A 16,660-nucleotide genomic window follows, 5' to 3' on the forward strand; every position below is an offset into this window, starting at 1 on the left:
CCTAATCAACTTTTACTCCTTGCACATGCACATTAACATAACTTAATTCAAATCCTAGTAATTGTTCAACATTGTATTTCACAGCTTGTTGAATATTTTGACAAATGACAGATATTTTCGTTCCATAAGTCACTAAAATATACACATCAACTGCAACATCGTCATCTGTTTGTGAAATAACAATTCCTTTTGAATAATTTTCTTTTCTTAAAATTTCAATGATGTTATCTCTAAATAAATTTTTACTTACCATACCTACAACACCATAATTATCCGTTACAGCGGCCCCTACAACAGTAGCAATCACTTCATTACTTAATGTTATTTGACCATTTGGAGTTTGAATTTTAATCGCCATATTTAGCTTCCTCCTCATATTCTCTCATACGATATTTTACCATAATTCCTATGCTGGTACATCTTTTTACGTATTTTAAATAAATAACTTACGTTAATTCGGATCCCTTAAGAATAATTTATTATTAGAACATGAACTTTGATAGTATACATAAAAATCGAGTTAAATGCAATTTCATTTCTACCTATACAACAAATAACAGCTATAATTTCATGCAAAAATTTCAATTAACATTTGCACAGAACTTAAAAATATGTTATCTTAGTACGGTATGAAAAGGGCTATACATAGCACCTACAGACAAGGAGGAAATCAAATGGCAAAAGAATGTTATTTTACTGGCCGTAAAGCTCGTTCTGGAAATAACCGCTCACACGCCTTAAATGCGAGCAAACGTACATTTGGAGCAAATTTACAAAAAGTACGCATCATGGTTGATGGTAAACCTAAAAAAGTTTGGGTATCTGCACGTGCATTAAAATCAGGTAAAGTTGAACGTGTTTAATTTCAAATAAAAGACTGAATTATCAAGTAATTGACAATTCAGTCTTTTTTCTTTTTAATAACCTTTATCACTTTCGACAATATTACGGATAGGTTCATGGTGTTGCATAAAATGCACTAAATTTTCCTCAAATATCGGGAAAATTTCATCCCTAAAATGTTCAACAACACCAGTTATATGAGGGGATATCAATAAATTTTTCAACTGCCATAATGGTGAATCAGCTGGCAATGGCTCCGTTTTAAAGACATCTAAGTATGCCCCAGCAATCTTATCTTCCTCTAAAGCTTTTTTCAAAGCCTCTTCATCCACCGCTTGTCCTCTTCCAATATTAATAAATAATGCCGACTCTTTCATTTCATTAAAGAAAGATTGGTCAAATAAATCATTGGTTAATTCAGTCGCTGGCAAAGCATTCACAATATAATCTGCTTGGCTAATCGCGCCCTGACTTTTTTCCAAAGCAAACATTTGATCAAAATGTTCGCGTTCTTTCCCTGACGTATTTACTCCAATCGTATTCATCCGAAAGGCTTTTGCTAGCCTTGCAATTTCTTCTCCGATATTTCCAGCGCCATAAACTAAAATCGACTTTCCTGTTAGTGACTTAAAGCTGGTTGGATCCGGTTTATCCCATTCATTTTTCGTCTGTGCTATCTGACTATAAAATAGATTACGATTAGAAGCTAAAATATAGGCAAACACAGTTTCTGAAATTGGAATGGCATGAATACCACTTGCATTCGTCACATAAATATCATTGCTTGTTTTAATTTGATCAGGTATATAATCAACACCGGCAGAAATAGCTTGCACCCATTTTAAATTCGAAAAAGTTGCGGCTAATGCTTTAAAATCATCCGAATTATTCCAACCATAAATGATACGAACACGCTCAGCATCCGCTTCCTCTAATTCATCTTGTAATAGAACCTCATAGTCCGTTGCAATATTTTTAATGGCTTCTATTTGTTGTGATTTAGTAGGTGCTAAAACCAAAATAATATCCTTCATTATATATCTCCTCCCTAATCTTAGTCATTGGTGTAAATAACCATTACCATTCCTTGCGAAAAACTTAACTCAATCGGCTGTCCCTTCATAAATTCATTCGAAATTAAAGCTCTCGGATAGTCAAAATGAGTCGCTGGCAGTTCATACTTAGCGTTTGAGATAGATAAGTCTTTAACTTCTGACATTGAAACAATCGAAATATATTTAAATGTTGAATGATGGCGTAATTGATAAGTCCCTTCACTAAAAAATGAAACACGGTTATTTTCTTCAACAAAAACTAACCGGTTAATACACGATTTAAACCGTGGTTGATAAACTAAATATAAATTTGCTATCAAATGATCCATCCGGCCTTGAGTTTGACCAAGCCCACCAAAAATATAAATATAAGCTTCTTCGTTATGAGCTAAAGCATGCAACAGACCAATTTCCATATCGGTATCATCTTTTTCAGCTTGCAATTGGGTAACTTTACGGCTTCCATGATGAATCATCTCTAATTCTTCAGCGGTGACCGAGTCAAAATCCCCAATAGCCTCATCTAAATGATATCCTGCTTCAATTAAGCTCAAGGCCCCACGATCTGCCCCAATGATATAGCTTGTCTTGAATGATTGTTTAATTTCATCAATTTGTCCTATTGCTGGCTTACTTGCTCCCCCACAAATAAATATCACTTCTTCTTGCATGAAAACACATGACCTTTCTAGTGCCTTTTAATTATTCAGCTTTTAATAAACGAATGGCTTCTTGGCGATTCGAATGATTAAAAACGAATGATCCTGCTACTAATACATCTGCACCCGCTTCTAAACACTGTTTTCCTGTGGTTTCGTTGACGCCACCATCCACTTCAATTTCATATTGATAATCCAGCTCTTTTCTAATAACGGCTAATTGCTTCACCTTAGTTAAGGTAGTATCGATAAAACTCTGACCTCCAAATCCAGGATTAACCGTCATAACGAGGACAAGATCAACGTCACTTAAAATCGACTCAATCGCCGAAACAGGCGTACCTGGATTAATCGCAACCCCGGCTTTTTTTCCTAATTGCTTTATTTGTTGAATCGCTCGATGAATATGGTTGGTTGCTTCAACATGAATCGTAATAATGTCTGCTCCTGCATTGGACACATCTTCGATATATGATTCTGGTGAATCAATCATCATATGAACATCGAAGGTTAAATCAAAAAAAGGTCGGATCCTTTGATAGACCATGGGTCCAAACGATAAATTAGGAACAAATTTACCATCCATTAAATCTATATGTAAATAATCTGCTCCTGCATCTACGACATCTTGAATATCTACTTTTAAATTTGAAAAATCAGCACTTAACATGGAAGGCGCAATTTTCATGTATAATTCCTCCTAGTTTCTATAGTATGAATTAATTGTTTTTACGATTATAAACCGGCTTACGTTGAGCTATTTTTTCATAGATTTGTTCATAGTTTTGATAACGAATCGAACTGATTGTTCCATCACTAACAGCTTCTTTGACAGCACATTGTGGTTCATTTAAATGTTGGCATGATCTAAATTTACATAAATGGCTCACTGCACGCATCTCAGGAAAACATTCAGCTAATTCTTCTTTTTCAATATTTTCAAACTCAATCGCACTAAAACCAGGCGTATCTGCTATAAAGCCTTCTCCCAATGGATACAAGGTAACTTCTCTTGTCGTATGTCGACCACGATTTAACGAATCACTGATTTCAGCCGTTTCGATATCAGCGCCTGGGAGCATACGGTTTAATAAGGTCGATTTCCCTACCCCTGATTGTCCCATCACAACATAAACGCCCTCTTTTATCGAGTCAATGACCGCTTGAATTTTTGCTTCTGTATCATCGATAACGATAACTTCATAACCTATCTTTTGATAGATGGCGCGAATTTCTTCAACGAATGCCTGCGCATGTTCATCGCCTTTTTCTTCTACTAATAAATCATATTTTGTTAGTAGAATGATTGATTGGATGTGATGATGTTCTACTGAAACTAAAAAGTAATCTAACAAATTATAGGAAAAATTTGGTTCTACTAGAGACATGACCACAAATGCATAATCAACATTTGCAATATTAGGTCTCACTAATTGATTTTTTCGTTCTTCAATCTCAATAATCCGGCTATCGGATGCTTCATTGGCTAAATCAATTTCAAATAGGACTTGATCGCCAACCAATGGTTTAGTTTTTTGGTGGCGGAAATTGCCTCTTGGTTTGGTTGTATAAGATTTTCCTTCTGACCAAACATAGTAGAAGCCGCTAATAGATTGATAGATCATTCCAGTCTGTTGTTTAATTGAATGCGTAGTCATTTCAATAAATCCTCTCTCGTTAATAATTTTTTGGCTTCTAAATATCTAACTCGCTTACTTCTATCATAACATGATTTGGCTATCGATAAAATAATATTAAACTCATAAAAAAACAGAACAAAACTTGAAGGAAATAAACCTTTTGGAGTCTTGTTCTGCATATTTTTAACTATTGTGGATAAACCGCATCACTTTCTGCATAAACTTCGCCATTACGTAAAATACGATAATTAGCTGTTCCATTCGAAGGAATGTAGAAAAGTAACTGAATACGTTGCGATTCCGTAATTTCAAGTTCACGATATACATCATTAATATTGTTTTGACTGTCACCAATATACACAACAATTTGGTTAGGTAATGGTTCAGTCATTTCTGTATCATAATCTGCATAAATAGGTACATATTCAATATCAATAGTTTCCGTCGTTGTAATAATTTCTTCTTCTTCTGGGCCTTGTGAGACAACGACAGTAATTGTATCACCTGGATTTAATGGGGTTGCATTCATCGGTGATTGACGAATCACTTGGTCAGCTGGAATATAATCGCTATATTCATAAACAACATCTACATACACCCCAAAGGCATCCGCAAATGAATAGACCATATCTAGCGAAAGGTTATAGAAATCTTGCATGGTAACAGTATCGACTTGATTCCCTACAGTTAAGGTAATCGAAGTCTCACTTGGAACAACACGAGAACCTGCTTCAATACTTTGTTCTAAGATGATGCCCACTTCACCTGGATCGGTAGTAGCCATCCATCTGATATCAACAATAAAATCGGCTTGTGTTAGCTGACGACGAATGATTTCATAATTCTCACCAACATAATTCCCAATTTCAACTTGTTCTCTACCATTACTTACAGTTAAGTCAACAGCTGAATCACGTTTTACACGCTCGTTGTTTGCTGGTGAAGAGGAAATAACTTGTCCACTTGAAATCGTCTCATGCCAGACACGATTCACATTATTAACGGTTAAATCATTTTCTGCTAAAAGTGCTGTGGCTTCTTCAATCGATAAGTTATTTACATTCGGAACATCAACATATGAACTGGCTTGATTATATATATAATATCCTCCTAGAACAAGACCTAAGAGAATAAGTACAATAAAGGCAATGCGTAAAATCCCTCTTCGTTTCCGATAAGGTTCTTCATAAGTAGAAGCATTTTCATAGTTTGGATAGATGGATTCATCTAATGGCTCTGGTTGCTCCACTTGTTCGATGATTGAATTTGGTGATTTGGTAATAGGTTTAATAGAGGGAATCACAACCGTCTCATCCAAATCATCAGTTGGTGAAAAGACAGCTTCGTTCATGCGATTCGCACTTAAACTCGTACTCAAATCATTTAACATTTCTTGAACAGTATTATAGCGTTTCTTAGGGTCCTTTGCCGTTGCTTTAAGCACCACATTTTCTAAACTTTGCGGCACATAAGATAAATCTTCTTTGATACGGGGAAAAGACTCTTGAAAATGTTTCAATGCAATTGATACAGCTGACTCGCCATCAAAAGGAACAGCTCCTGTTATTAATTCATACAAAACAACACCAAGTGCATAAATATCTGATTTGGTTGTTGCACTACTACCTCTAGCTTGTTCTGGTGATAAATAATGAACAGAACCAAGTAAAGTATTGGTTTGCGTAATCGAAGTATCTGATAAGGCAATCGCAATACCAAAGTCAGTGATTTTTACTTCATTGTCTTTTGTTAATAAAATGTTCTGCGGTTTAATATCTCGATGGATGATGCGGTGTTTATGGGCTACTTCAATCGCAGATAAGATTTGACTCATAATTGAAACTGTTAGCTCCAACGATACAGGCGCATTCTTTTTAATAAATGATTTTAGATCGTAGCCATCAACATACTCCATGACAATGTATTGTTGATCATTTTCTTCATCTACATCATAAACTTCAACAATATTGTGGTGTAGTAATTGGCTTGCAGACATTGCTTCACGCTGAAAACGTCGAATAGCATCTTGGTTGTTTTGGAAGTCGTATCTTAAGACTTTTACGGCTACATCTCGATCCAAAATAAGATCTCTTGCTAAAAAAACGTTTGCCATACCACCTTGACCAATGGTTTTAATGATTTTATAACGGCCAGATAATTTATCTCCTATTTCCATCTTACTCACCCTCCTGATTCAAAGTAGGGTTCCATTCAGAAACAATAACGACGGTTATATTATCTGTTCCACCTGCTTCATTGGCAGCACCAATTAGTTGATCACCAAAATCTTCATCCATTCGATGTTGTTCAAAAATAGCACTCAATTCTTCTTGGCTTACCATATTCGTTAAACCATCTGAACATAGCATCAAGACTTCCACTTCATTTAATGGAATCAAATTAATTTCTGATTCCACTTGATTAGATCCTCCAATGGATTGCGTTACGATATTGCGACCTGGATGAACTTGTCCTTCTGCTTCAGTAATTTCACCGGTCCGAATTAATTCATTAATCAAGGAATGATCCTCTGTTATTTGCTTTAACTGACCATTAAAATACACATATGCTCGACTATCACCGACATGCGAAACAACAATATGGTCATTAATTACCACTGCCATAACTAAAGTGGTCCCCATCCCAATTAAATGGGCATTTTCAGTCGATTGTTGGTAAATATGTTGATTAACTTCATTTACGATATCGTTAAACCATTGGACCATTTCCTCAATTGAAGTTATTTCTTTATTTTCTTTAAATTTAGACCCGATATAGTCCGTCGTCATACGACTAGCTACATCGCCTGCTTGATGCCCACCAACGCCATCACATAATATGTATAAATACTGATTAGACTGGTTGATGTAGTAGTCAGCATAATCTTGATTAGATGTCCTGCGCTTTCCTACATTAGAACGAATCGTTATTTTCATATTTTCACTCCAGTTAACTACATCTTTTCTCTTTTTCTTAAGCGACAAATAAAAAAACCATCTGTGTGATATTGGTCTTGCCAAACACGAATATAGCCTTCACTCGTAATAAGATTCGATGGAATTTGATCCGTCATCCCAATTGGCTCAACTTGATAATGAACGTGAGTTGCGATAAATTGCGCAATGACTTCTTCGTTTTCTTGACGTGTGGTCGAACATGTACTATAAACCAATGTTCCATCATTTTTCAGTAAGCGATCTAAATGATTTAATAATTCGAGTTGAATCGAGACTAATTCACTCACATCAGTCGGTTTCTTTTCATATTTAATTTCAGGTTTACGTCGCATTAAACCTAAGCCTGAACAAGGCGCATCTAAGTATATCATATCATATAATTGATTTGTATTGGGTTGAAATAATGTTGCATCTGCCACATGAAAATCAATTTTTTCTGAAAGATTCATTCGTTCAGCATGATCTTTTGCTTTTTGTAATTTAGCTTTTGAAAGGTCCAAAGCCGTTAAATGACCATCTGTTAATAGTTGAGCAATATGAGTTGCCTTACCACCAGGTGCGGCACAAGCATCTAAAATAGTTTCATCTCCTTGAATATTCCCTACAGGGGCAACAAGCATCGATGATTCATCTTGTATCGTCAACAAACCTTGTGCAAACAAAATCGAATGGACTAAATTACCACTATAACAACGAATGCCATATGGTGATAATGGACTAATGTCTACATCGAATCCTTCAGCAGCTAATTGCTTTATGAATTCTTCTCGCTTTTCAGGATGACTATTAATTCTCGCCGATACAAAAGGTTCTTCTAGTAAACTCGACAGAAGCTTTTCAACCCTTGGAACGGACGCTTCAAATTGCTCTAAAAGATCTTCAACAATCCATTTTTGCACACTATATTTAATGCTCAGGCGCTCAATCGGATCTTGAATTTGATCGAAATTCGGTTTTTCCATCCGTTGGAAATTTCTTAATAATGCATTGACGAAATTCCCCAAACTTTGATGACCATTTGCTTTAGCAATTTTCACAGCTTCATTAACGACTGCAAAAGCTGGTATACGGTTTAAATACACTAATTGATAGACCGAAAGTCTTAGCAAACTCAATAGCCACGGTTCAATTTTCTTTCCTTCAATGACAGCCTGCAAATAGAAGTCAATCGTATAACGATTTTGAACAACCCCATATACTAATTGCACAAGTAAACGATTGTCGGCTTCATTTAAAATTGATTGATTAAGAAATTGATTAATGAGTTGATTAGAGTAGCCCGATTCGTATTCAATTTGATAAATGATTTTCAAAGCTTGCCAGCGAACATTTTTCGCTAATTCCTTTTCAGCTCTATTTTTTATCTTCATCTTTTCACATCATTTCCGGTAAAACTTTTGACCAAGCCAATCACTCACCGTTAGACCGTTGTAGGTTTGTTTAATGGTCATTCTTTTTTTACCACTTTCTTGCCACTCTGTAATAGCAAAAAAACTGTCATTGGCAGCTTGAACAACAATATGATCTGGATTTACCGCTAAAATTTCTCCCGGCTCACCATGACATTTAAAGTCTTTCATTGGAAAACCAGCCCAAATTTTTAAACGTTGTTCATTAAGCCAAGTATAAGTTGAGGGATTGGGACGAAAGGCTCGAATATGTTGATCGATTTCTTTCGCACTCTTTGTCCAATCTAATTGCTCATCTTCTCTTTTCAACATCGGTGCATAACTAACTAAATCAGGATTTTGAGCTTGTGGCTCTATCCTATCATTTAAAATAGCATCTAAGGTTTCAACTAACAAATCCGCACCAATCACAGCAAGCTTTTCAAAGATATCTCCCGCATCATCTTCAGAACTTATATCAAGTACTCTCTGCGAATATATATCACCGGCATCCATCTCAGGAACCATCTTCATAATACTGACACCTGTTTGTGAATCGCCATTCCAAATAGAATATTGTATAGGAGCTGCCCCTCGGTATTTTGGCAATAAAGACGCATGGACATTAAGCGCGACATATTTTGGATGTTGTAATAGTTTTTTAGGTACATATTGACCATAAGCTGCTGTTACAATAAAATCCGCCTCTTTACTTAATAATGCTTCCATTTCCTGTGAACCACTTAATTTTTCAGCTTGAAAAACCTCGATCTGATTCTCTATAGCAAGCTCTTTAACAGCGGTTGCTTGCAATTTTCTTTTTCTTCCAACAGGACGGTCTGGTTGTGAAACAACAGCTTTAATTTGATAATCCTCATCGATTAATCGTTGTAATACAGCTGCCGAGAATTCAGCCGTTCCCATAAAAATAATTGACGTCATACTGTTCCCCCTTAAATAAAATATTGAGGTTCATGATCAATGTTAACAAATATCCCTTTTTTAATCTCTTCTTGTGTTTGGGATAAAATTGTCTGTAATTCCTCTTGTATTTGTGCTTTATTTTTATATTTAATAATAATTTGATAGTAATAGTAGTTATTTTTTTTGACTGCTGGTCCATTACTTGGTCCCAGCAAGATAACTTGATCTGTGTTGATAGCAGCAAACAGTTGGCTTTTTAGAGCATAAATAACTTTTTGAGCGTGTTTTTGCTGCTTACTTGACACTGTCACACTTGTTACAAAGAAGTATGGTGGATAATTAGCTATATGCCTTCTTTGCATTTCTGTATAAAAGTAACGTTCATAATCTTGATTTTTTACCAACTGCATCACATAATGGTCTGGATTATAGGTTTGAACAATAACTTCCCCTTTATAGCGTCCTCTACCCGCTCGACCTGCTACTTGCGTCATAAGTTGGAATGTTCGTTCTGAAGCACGAAAATCTGGAAGATGTAAGGCAGTATCTGCATTCATGACCCCTACTAGTGTTACTTTTTCAAAATCAAGCCCTTTAGCTATCATTTGTGTCCCCAATAAAATATCAGCCTTACCTTTTGAAAAAGCATTTAATAATTTCTCATGTTGACCCTTGCCACGAGTCGTATCAATATCCATTCGAATCGTTTTAGCGCTTGGGAAAAGTTCAGTTAATATTTCAGCAATTTGCTGCGTCCCAACCCCGAATGTCCGAATATGATGACCATGGCAATTAGGGCATGCATGCGGAACAGGACAATGATAATCACAATAATGGCACTTCATTTGTTCATCCGACTTATGGTAGGTCAATGAAATATCACAGCGGGGACATTGTAAGACTTGACCACAATCCCGGCAAAGCAAGAATGAAGCATAACCTCGTCTATTTAATAACAAAATAATTTGTTCTTTCGCATCGAGTCTTTGCTGAATCATTTCAATCAACCTAGGCGAGAACACATCATTTTCATACCGCCCCACTATTTTAGACATATCAATTAATTCCACTTGCGGTAAGGCTTGCTCGTTTATCCGTTTTGGCAAACGAATCAGTTCATAGCGACCAACTTCAGCTCTTGAACGTGACTCTAGCGAAGGCGTTGCACTACCTAGGATGACAGGACAACCATGGTATTTTGACCGCCAGATTGCGACATTACGGGCATGATAGCGAGGATTATCCGCTTGTTTATAGGTAGATTCATGTTCCTCATCAATAACAATTAAGCCAATATTTTTAATAGGGGCGAATATCGATGACCGCGCTCCTACAACAATTGTCGCTTCGCCATTAATGATCCGTCGCCACTCATCAAATCTTTCATTGACTGATAGTCCAGAGTGTAAAACAGCAATACCCGTTTGAAAACGACTTTTCACCCGATTGACCATTTGAGGCGTCAAAGCAATTTCTGGCACTAAGAAAATGGCCCCTCGATTGCTTTCACGTGCTTTTTCCATTAATTGTAAGTAAACTTCAGTTTTACCACTGCCTGTAACCCCTTCTAGCAAAAAGGTCGTGGCTTTATTAGCTTGTCGTGCTGCTTCAACCTGATTAAAAGCCTTCAACTGATCTGCTGTTAAACTTTGGGCTACTGTCGGTTCAAATTCTTGATTAGCTAAAGGATTACGGTAAACCTCTTCTTCAACTTTTTTTAACCATTGTTTGTCAAGTGCAATTTTTAATAAACGATGATCATATTCTTTGTATTCTAAAAAATCTGTTTGTTTTAACATCACAAATTGATGACGATTGTCAATTAAATCATTTAATAACAAGGCTTGTTTGGTACTATTTTTCCTTAATTGCTGTAATTCATTTTGATAAAATTCCTCGGTTTGTAAAACATTTAAATAAGCAACCGTCTTCGTCGTTGCCCTATCTTTTAACCGATATTCAATTTTAATAATCTTTTCGTTTAATAAATACTTCAAGAGCCTAGCTGGGATTAATTGTTCAAGCGAATGGCTCTCAATATAGCTTTCTCCATTATAATCCAAGTAGTTCTCTATTAATTGTTCAAATTCCTCTGCTTTTAAAATCTCAAAATCATTTTCATACTTAACTTTTAAAACCGATGGAAGCATGGCTTGGAGAACATTAATCCTAAAAGTAAATATCTCATCGGCAATAACAGCACTCAATTCAACCAATTCTTCATTGAGGAAGGACATATAATCTAATACTTTATTAATTGGTTTTAGTCCACCTTCAAAGTCGGTTTCATTAGCGATTTCAACCACAATAGCCATCACTTGTCGGAAACCAAATGGAACTTGCACACGAATGCCAATTTCAATCATATCTTCTAGCTCAGTTGGCACTAGATAATCAAAAGTGCGATCAACTTGTTTGGTTGGAACATCTACAATAACTTTTACAATCATCTTGCACCTCCTTACACAGTGATATTTATTCGTTAAAATTGAAAATACTACTACGAAATGTGTCTAGCAAGCGTCATTTCATAGTAGTATTTACTCAAATTAATCTCTAATTTCTAAATCTCCAGATACAATTTCTTCTAAAGCTTTACCTACCGGTTTAACTGATTGGTAATCATCTAAAATTTCATTCTTATAAACGCGCATTTCATGCGCTCTCTTACTGGCTAAGATAACAAGAGAATATTTAGATGGCACTTCCTTTATTAATTTATCAATGGAAGGATATAACATCATTATTCTTTCCCTACTTTCTGAAAATAATTATGGATATCTTGTTTTATTTGATCGACCACTCGTTCAACGCGTAGGTGTTCACTCATAATAATGGCATTAATTTTCGCTACAGCATGTTCAACTTTGTCATTCACAACAACATAATCGTAATGTTGCATTAACTCAATTTCTTCACGTGCCATTTGCATACGCTCATATACAATAGCGGCTGTATCTGTTCCTCTACCTGTTATACGAGATTCTAGTTCTTGTAAACTAGGTGGTGCTAAAAAAATAAAGATTCCTTCAGGCATTTTTTGTCTTACTTTCATCGCACCTTGAACTTCAATTTCTAAAAACACATCGTTGCCTGCTGCTAAATTCTCTTCAATTTTTGTAATAGGTGTTCCATAAAAATTGCCAACATATTCAGCATATTCAAGCAATGCATCATCGCGAATTAATTGTTCGAACTCTTCGCGATTGACGAAATGGTAATCTTTACCATCAACTTCACCTTCGCGCATTTGACGTGTTGTTGCGGAAACTGAATACACATATTTAAATGGATTGTCTTTAAAAATTGCTGACCGAACAGTACCTTTACCAACCCCTGAAGGCCCAGACAATACAATTAATAATCCCCGAGTCTCTATCATTATGGCCTCCTTTATTCTTTTACCATCTACTTATTATACTATCATAGTCCAAAAAAATCTAAAAGTCACTTATATTAGAATCAGAAATCTTTAACAATATTCTATTCTAACTCCAATTGTGCTTTTATTTGATTACTAATTGAATTTAATGACTCCGATTCGATAATTTCATAATATATGCCATCAATCATTTCGCCATGACCACTTAATTGATAATTGATAATTTCATTGACAGCACTTGTATAATGTCTAGAGAGTGTGACAATTTCATTAAACGTTAAATCCGTTGACACATTATCTTGTAAAGACATTAAAATGTCATTGTATCGGTAAAGCAAGCTGAAATCAATCACTTCTGCTAATAAGGCTTCTATTAGCTGTCTTTGTCTTTCTTGCCGGCCGTAATCTCCACCCGAATCATATCGGTTTTGTGAATATGCCAAGGCTTGATCTCCATCCATGTGAACGGTTTGTCCTTCAATGAATGAATAACCTCGTTGATCAAATGATACAGCAGGTGTAATCGTCACACCTCCAACGGCATCAACTATATCAGAAAAACCTTGCATATTTACTGATATAGTAAAATCGATTGGAATATCTAACAAGTTTTGTACCGTATTAGCAGCCATCGCCGTCCCACCAAATGCATAAGCATGGTTAATCTTATCTTCCGTTCCATATCCTACAATTTCTGTTAAGGTATCTCGTGGAATACTAGTGATTGTTGTTTGATTAGTATTTGGATTTACAGTCACAACCATCATCACATCTGAACGTCCTTGGTCAACTCTACCTAAGTCGCCAGTGTCAACACCTAAAAGTAGTACTGAAAAAGGCTTATGATCTTTTTCTATATTCACAGCCTCTGCTCGAACCTGCTCTTGTTCGGATGGTCTTTCAGTTGTAATGACAACAGATGTATTTTTTAAATCACTATAGATTCTATATACATAAATACCAGCTCCTACCACTAGAACTAATAGAATTAATAAAAGAAAACATCCAAAATTAAATTTCTTTTTCTGACGTTGTCTTCGTTTATTTTTACCATTATGAATGGAACTTCGACTTCTTTGCATGGGTTCATAGGAAGCATCATTTTCTTCCGACAATAGGACTCCCCTCCTAAATCTCTCTAAAATTTATTATAAGACCTATTTTAACATTGAATGAACAATCTTCCAATTGAATAATGGAATTTTTATCTACTGTTAATAAAGGTAATATTTTATAATTTTATTTTTGAGAAAGAAAGGCTTCCAAATCAATTGATTGCCCCGCTTCATAGGCAATGGTTTGGTCTTCTTTCGGAACCATACTTCCACCTGTTGCCCAAACAACATGCGTCGAATTTTCCATAAATGTTTCTAAATGATGTTGCTTAATATATTCTTGTCCTTCTGTCGTACTCATTAAATAACTTGGTCCAACTAAGCCAGCTAAGGCTGCAGGCTCTAAATTAATCTTTTCTACGTCCATCATTTTAGATAGCCAGTAATTTGCCTCTTCCTCTTGCAGAGTATAGCCACCTGAGAAGAAATTTTCTAATAAACGAGAAACAAAACCAGATGTTCGCGGTACAGCTAAACCATCCATAATTGTTTTATCTTCAATTTCAAAATCAATAACTGAAACACCGTCATAAGCTTGGGTAATTAAACCTAATAGCATTGAAGGCATATGGGTAGGTTCAGCAAAGAAACAGTGAACGTTATCGCCATACACTTGCTTCATTCCAAAGGTTATTCCACCAGGACTACCCCCAATTCCACAAGGTAAGTATAGAAACAGTGGGTGTTCTGCATCAACTATAATATTTTGTTTTTCTAATTGTTTAGCAAAGCGACTAGCAGCAACAGAGTAGCCTAACAACAATTCAATCGAGTGCTCATCGTCAACAAAATATGAATTAGGATCTTCATTGGATTGATCTCTACCACGCTCGACAGCCATCGTAAAGTTTGTTTTATGTTCGACAACTTCTACTCCACGTGAACGTAATAATTCTTTCTTCCATTCCTTAGCATCGTGCGACATGTGAACCGTCACTTTGAATCCTAGTTTAGAACCCATTACCCCCACACTGATTCCTAGGTTTCCAGTTGTACCCACTACAAGTTTATATTGACTAAAAAATTCTTTAAATTCATCCGAAGCAAAAATAGAATAATCTTCATGGATGCTATTTAACATGCCTTCATTTAAAGCTAGAGTTTCTGCATGTTTTAATACCTCATAAATAGCTCCACGCGCTTTAATAGTCCCAGCAATTGGTAAACTATCATCACGTTTTAGCATTAATTTGCCTGGAATATCTACTTTGTAAAGTGACTCTAGGACTTTTTTTATTTCATTAATTTCATCCAAATCAGATTCAATTAAGCCATTGGTCTCTTCAGTTTCTGGAAATGCAATTCTAATGAAGGCCGCAAATCGTTCTAGACGTTCTTCAGCTTCCTTAACATCTCGAGCCGATAAATGCACCCGTTTCCTTGCCTCTTCAAATTCAGGCTTTAAAGAATTAACCCAAAAAACATTTTTTAATTCACTAATTGATTTTAGAACAGGCTTTTCATCTTTCCACTGGTTTAATGTGTAATCTGATAATAATTTTTCTACCATAAAATTGACCCTCCATTTTTTTCAACACTAATAATATATCTTTATTTGCTCGAAGGTGCAAATATTAATTTAAGATTTATGTTGACTTTAAGAACATATGTTCGTATAATACAGATACAAACATTTGTTCGGTTTTGAATTTTTTAAAGGAGCTAATATAAATGGAATTACCAATTTACCCTCAATCAAAACTTGCTAAACAAATTCATCATATTTTTGAGCCGTTTTTGGTAGAACAACCAATGCTTCAGGATGAAGATGAGTCTATGATGCCACTTTATCAAGTAGAAAAATTACTGCATGAACATTATGTGAGCCAAGAACCACTATCAATTAATTATGAATATTACAATCAGAAAAACAGAATTAAACAAAGAACCATTGTTGTAACTGTTGACTCGACTGTTCTGATTGATCGTCGCATCGTTCTAACTGAAATAGATCGAAAAAGTAGTTTTATATTACCAGTCGAACAAATACTAACGGTGTCTGCCAACATCGCTTAGTATACAAATAACACCACTGATTAACTTAATCCCCGTTAATCAGTGGTGTTATTTGTTTAGTCATTCAATAATGATGACGTTTCTTTTCTAGAAAGATATTTACTTCGTTTTGGAATAATGGTTTGAGCTTTTAAGCGCGCCATCAAACATAAGACAACAAAAGTTAAGGCAGCGATAATAACAGCAGATAACCAAAATCCACCATCTAAAACATTCAATTCACTTGCATAGCGGAATACCCATGGTATCAGTACAAATCGAATGAAATAATAAGCCAGAACAGCCAGCGTTGTTCCTGTGACAATATTTAAATAGGTTGATGAATAACGACGGTTATTCAATGTTTTTTGTGTATACTTAGCAAAGAACCCTGCCACGCTCAAGCTAATATATGGCAATACTTGTCCTAAGATTAAAAACATGAATAAGCTTGCATGTTCAAAACCATCGGTATACCAAATGATTAAGCCACTAATCAAGCCTTGAATGGCAGCTATTAAAACAGCTGCTACAGGACCTTGTCTAAAAGAAAACCAAATGATTGGGATAATTCCCCATTCAAAGAACAACATCATCAATGATAGATGATAGCCTAAACTATAAGTTACAAACGTTAAAATTGTACTTAAAATAATAGCAATCATTGCATCTATTATTAATTGACGACTTCTACGATTCATA

17 protein-coding genes are annotated in these 16,660 nt (G+C 35.5%); 2 read left to right on the forward strand and 15 right to left on the reverse strand.

Features of this window, described 5'->3' with window-relative positions; translation table 11 throughout:
- Position 1: 1 nt before the first annotated feature.
- The gene (locus tag ACTQ54_RS02980) at positions 2-358 is read right to left on the reverse strand and encodes an Asp23/Gls24 family envelope stress response protein (protein WP_441754529.1); all 357 of its coding nucleotides are present in this window, start codon (positions 356-358) and stop codon (positions 2-4) included.
- Positions 359-674: 316 nt separating this feature from the next.
- Between ACTQ54_RS02980 and rpmB the strand changes: the two genes are divergently transcribed.
- Positions 675-863, forward strand: coding sequence for a 50S ribosomal protein L28 (gene rpmB / locus ACTQ54_RS02985; RefSeq protein ID WP_441754530.1), 189 nt, complete (start codon positions 675-677; stop codon positions 861-863).
- A gap of 54 nt (positions 864-917) precedes the next feature.
- On the opposite strand, the gene ACTQ54_RS02990 is transcribed toward rpmB, so the two are convergent.
- The 13 genes from ACTQ54_RS02990 to ACTQ54_RS03050 all read right to left on the reverse strand — a co-directional run bounded on the left by ACTQ54_RS02990 (position 918) and on the right by ACTQ54_RS03050 (position 15,473).
- Complete coding sequence (locus ACTQ54_RS02990; RefSeq protein ID WP_441754532.1) at positions 918-1,877, reverse strand: NAD(P)-dependent oxidoreductase; 960 nt, start codon at positions 1,875-1,877, stop codon at positions 918-920.
- Positions 1,878-1,897: 20 nt separating this feature from the next.
- A complete protein-coding gene (locus tag ACTQ54_RS02995; protein WP_441754534.1) occupies positions 1,898-2,569 on the reverse strand; it encodes a thiamine diphosphokinase in 672 nt (223 codons plus the stop codon).
- A 31-nt stretch (positions 2,570-2,600) separates the two neighbouring features.
- Positions 2,601-3,245, reverse strand: a complete 645-nt coding sequence (gene rpe / locus ACTQ54_RS03000) for a ribulose-phosphate 3-epimerase (RefSeq protein WP_441754536.1) — start codon at positions 3,243-3,245, stop codon at positions 2,601-2,603.
- 31 nt (positions 3,246-3,276) lie between these two features.
- Complete coding sequence (gene rsgA / locus ACTQ54_RS03005; RefSeq protein WP_441754538.1) at positions 3,277-4,215, reverse strand: ribosome small subunit-dependent GTPase A; 939 nt, start codon at positions 4,213-4,215, stop codon at positions 3,277-3,279.
- Positions 4,216-4,384: 169 nt separating this feature from the next.
- Positions 4,385-6,373: a Stk1 family PASTA domain-containing Ser/Thr kinase gene (gene pknB, locus ACTQ54_RS03010; protein ID WP_441754541.1), complete on the reverse strand. Its 1,989-nt coding sequence runs from the start codon at positions 6,371-6,373 to the stop codon at positions 4,385-4,387.
- 1 nt (position 6,374) lies between these two features.
- The gene (locus ACTQ54_RS03015; RefSeq protein WP_441754543.1) at positions 6,375-7,133 is read right to left on the reverse strand and encodes a Stp1/IreP family PP2C-type Ser/Thr phosphatase; all 759 of its coding nucleotides are present in this window, start codon (positions 7,131-7,133) and stop codon (positions 6,375-6,377) included.
- A 17-nt stretch (positions 7,134-7,150) separates the two neighbouring features.
- A complete protein-coding gene (rsmB, locus tag ACTQ54_RS03020) occupies positions 7,151-8,524 on the reverse strand; it encodes a 16S rRNA (cytosine(967)-C(5))-methyltransferase RsmB (RefSeq protein ID WP_441754545.1) in 1,374 nt (457 codons plus the stop codon).
- Positions 8,525-8,533: 9 nt separating this feature from the next.
- Positions 8,534-9,484 (reverse strand): methionyl-tRNA formyltransferase, encoded by a 951-nt coding sequence (fmt, locus tag ACTQ54_RS03025; RefSeq protein ID WP_441754547.1) that lies wholly within the window; start codon positions 9,482-9,484, stop codon positions 8,534-8,536.
- A gap of 11 nt (positions 9,485-9,495) precedes the next feature.
- Positions 9,496-11,916 (reverse strand): primosomal protein N', encoded by a 2,421-nt coding sequence (gene priA, locus ACTQ54_RS03030; protein ID WP_441754549.1) that lies wholly within the window; start codon positions 11,914-11,916, stop codon positions 9,496-9,498.
- A gap of 99 nt (positions 11,917-12,015) precedes the next feature.
- Positions 12,016-12,210 carry a DNA-directed RNA polymerase subunit omega gene (gene rpoZ / locus ACTQ54_RS03035; RefSeq protein WP_441754551.1) on the reverse strand — a complete coding sequence of 65 codons (195 nt, stop codon included), beginning with the start codon at positions 12,208-12,210 and terminating at the stop codon, positions 12,016-12,018.
- Positions 12,210-12,845, reverse strand: a complete 636-nt coding sequence (gene gmk, locus ACTQ54_RS03040) for a guanylate kinase (RefSeq protein ID WP_441754880.1) — start codon at positions 12,843-12,845, stop codon at positions 12,210-12,212. The genes rpoZ and gmk overlap by 1 nt, the downstream gene beginning before the upstream one ends.
- A gap of 104 nt (positions 12,846-12,949) precedes the next feature.
- A complete protein-coding gene (locus ACTQ54_RS03045) occupies positions 12,950-13,963 on the reverse strand; it encodes an LCP family glycopolymer transferase (protein ID WP_441754552.1) in 1,014 nt (337 codons plus the stop codon).
- A 124-nt stretch (positions 13,964-14,087) separates the two neighbouring features.
- Positions 14,088-15,473, reverse strand: coding sequence for a D-serine ammonia-lyase (locus ACTQ54_RS03050; RefSeq protein WP_441754554.1), 1,386 nt, complete (start codon positions 15,471-15,473; stop codon positions 14,088-14,090).
- A gap of 161 nt (positions 15,474-15,634) precedes the next feature.
- Between ACTQ54_RS03050 and ACTQ54_RS03055 the strand changes: the two genes are divergently transcribed.
- Entirely contained in the window at positions 15,635-15,979 is a 345-nt protein-coding gene (locus tag ACTQ54_RS03055) for a hypothetical protein (protein ID WP_441754556.1), read from the forward strand.
- Between the two features lie 56 nt (positions 15,980-16,035).
- On the opposite strand, the gene ACTQ54_RS03060 is transcribed toward ACTQ54_RS03055, so the two are convergent.
- Positions 16,036-16,659: an energy-coupled thiamine transporter ThiT gene (locus ACTQ54_RS03060; RefSeq protein WP_441754558.1), complete on the reverse strand. Its 624-nt coding sequence runs from the start codon at positions 16,657-16,659 to the stop codon at positions 16,036-16,038.
- Position 16,660: the final 1 nt, after the last annotated feature.

This window comes from Fundicoccus sp. Sow4_H7, assembly GCF_052115865.1.
In the GTDB taxonomy this organism is placed as follows: Bacteria; Bacillota; Bacilli; order Lactobacillales; family Aerococcaceae; genus Fundicoccus_A.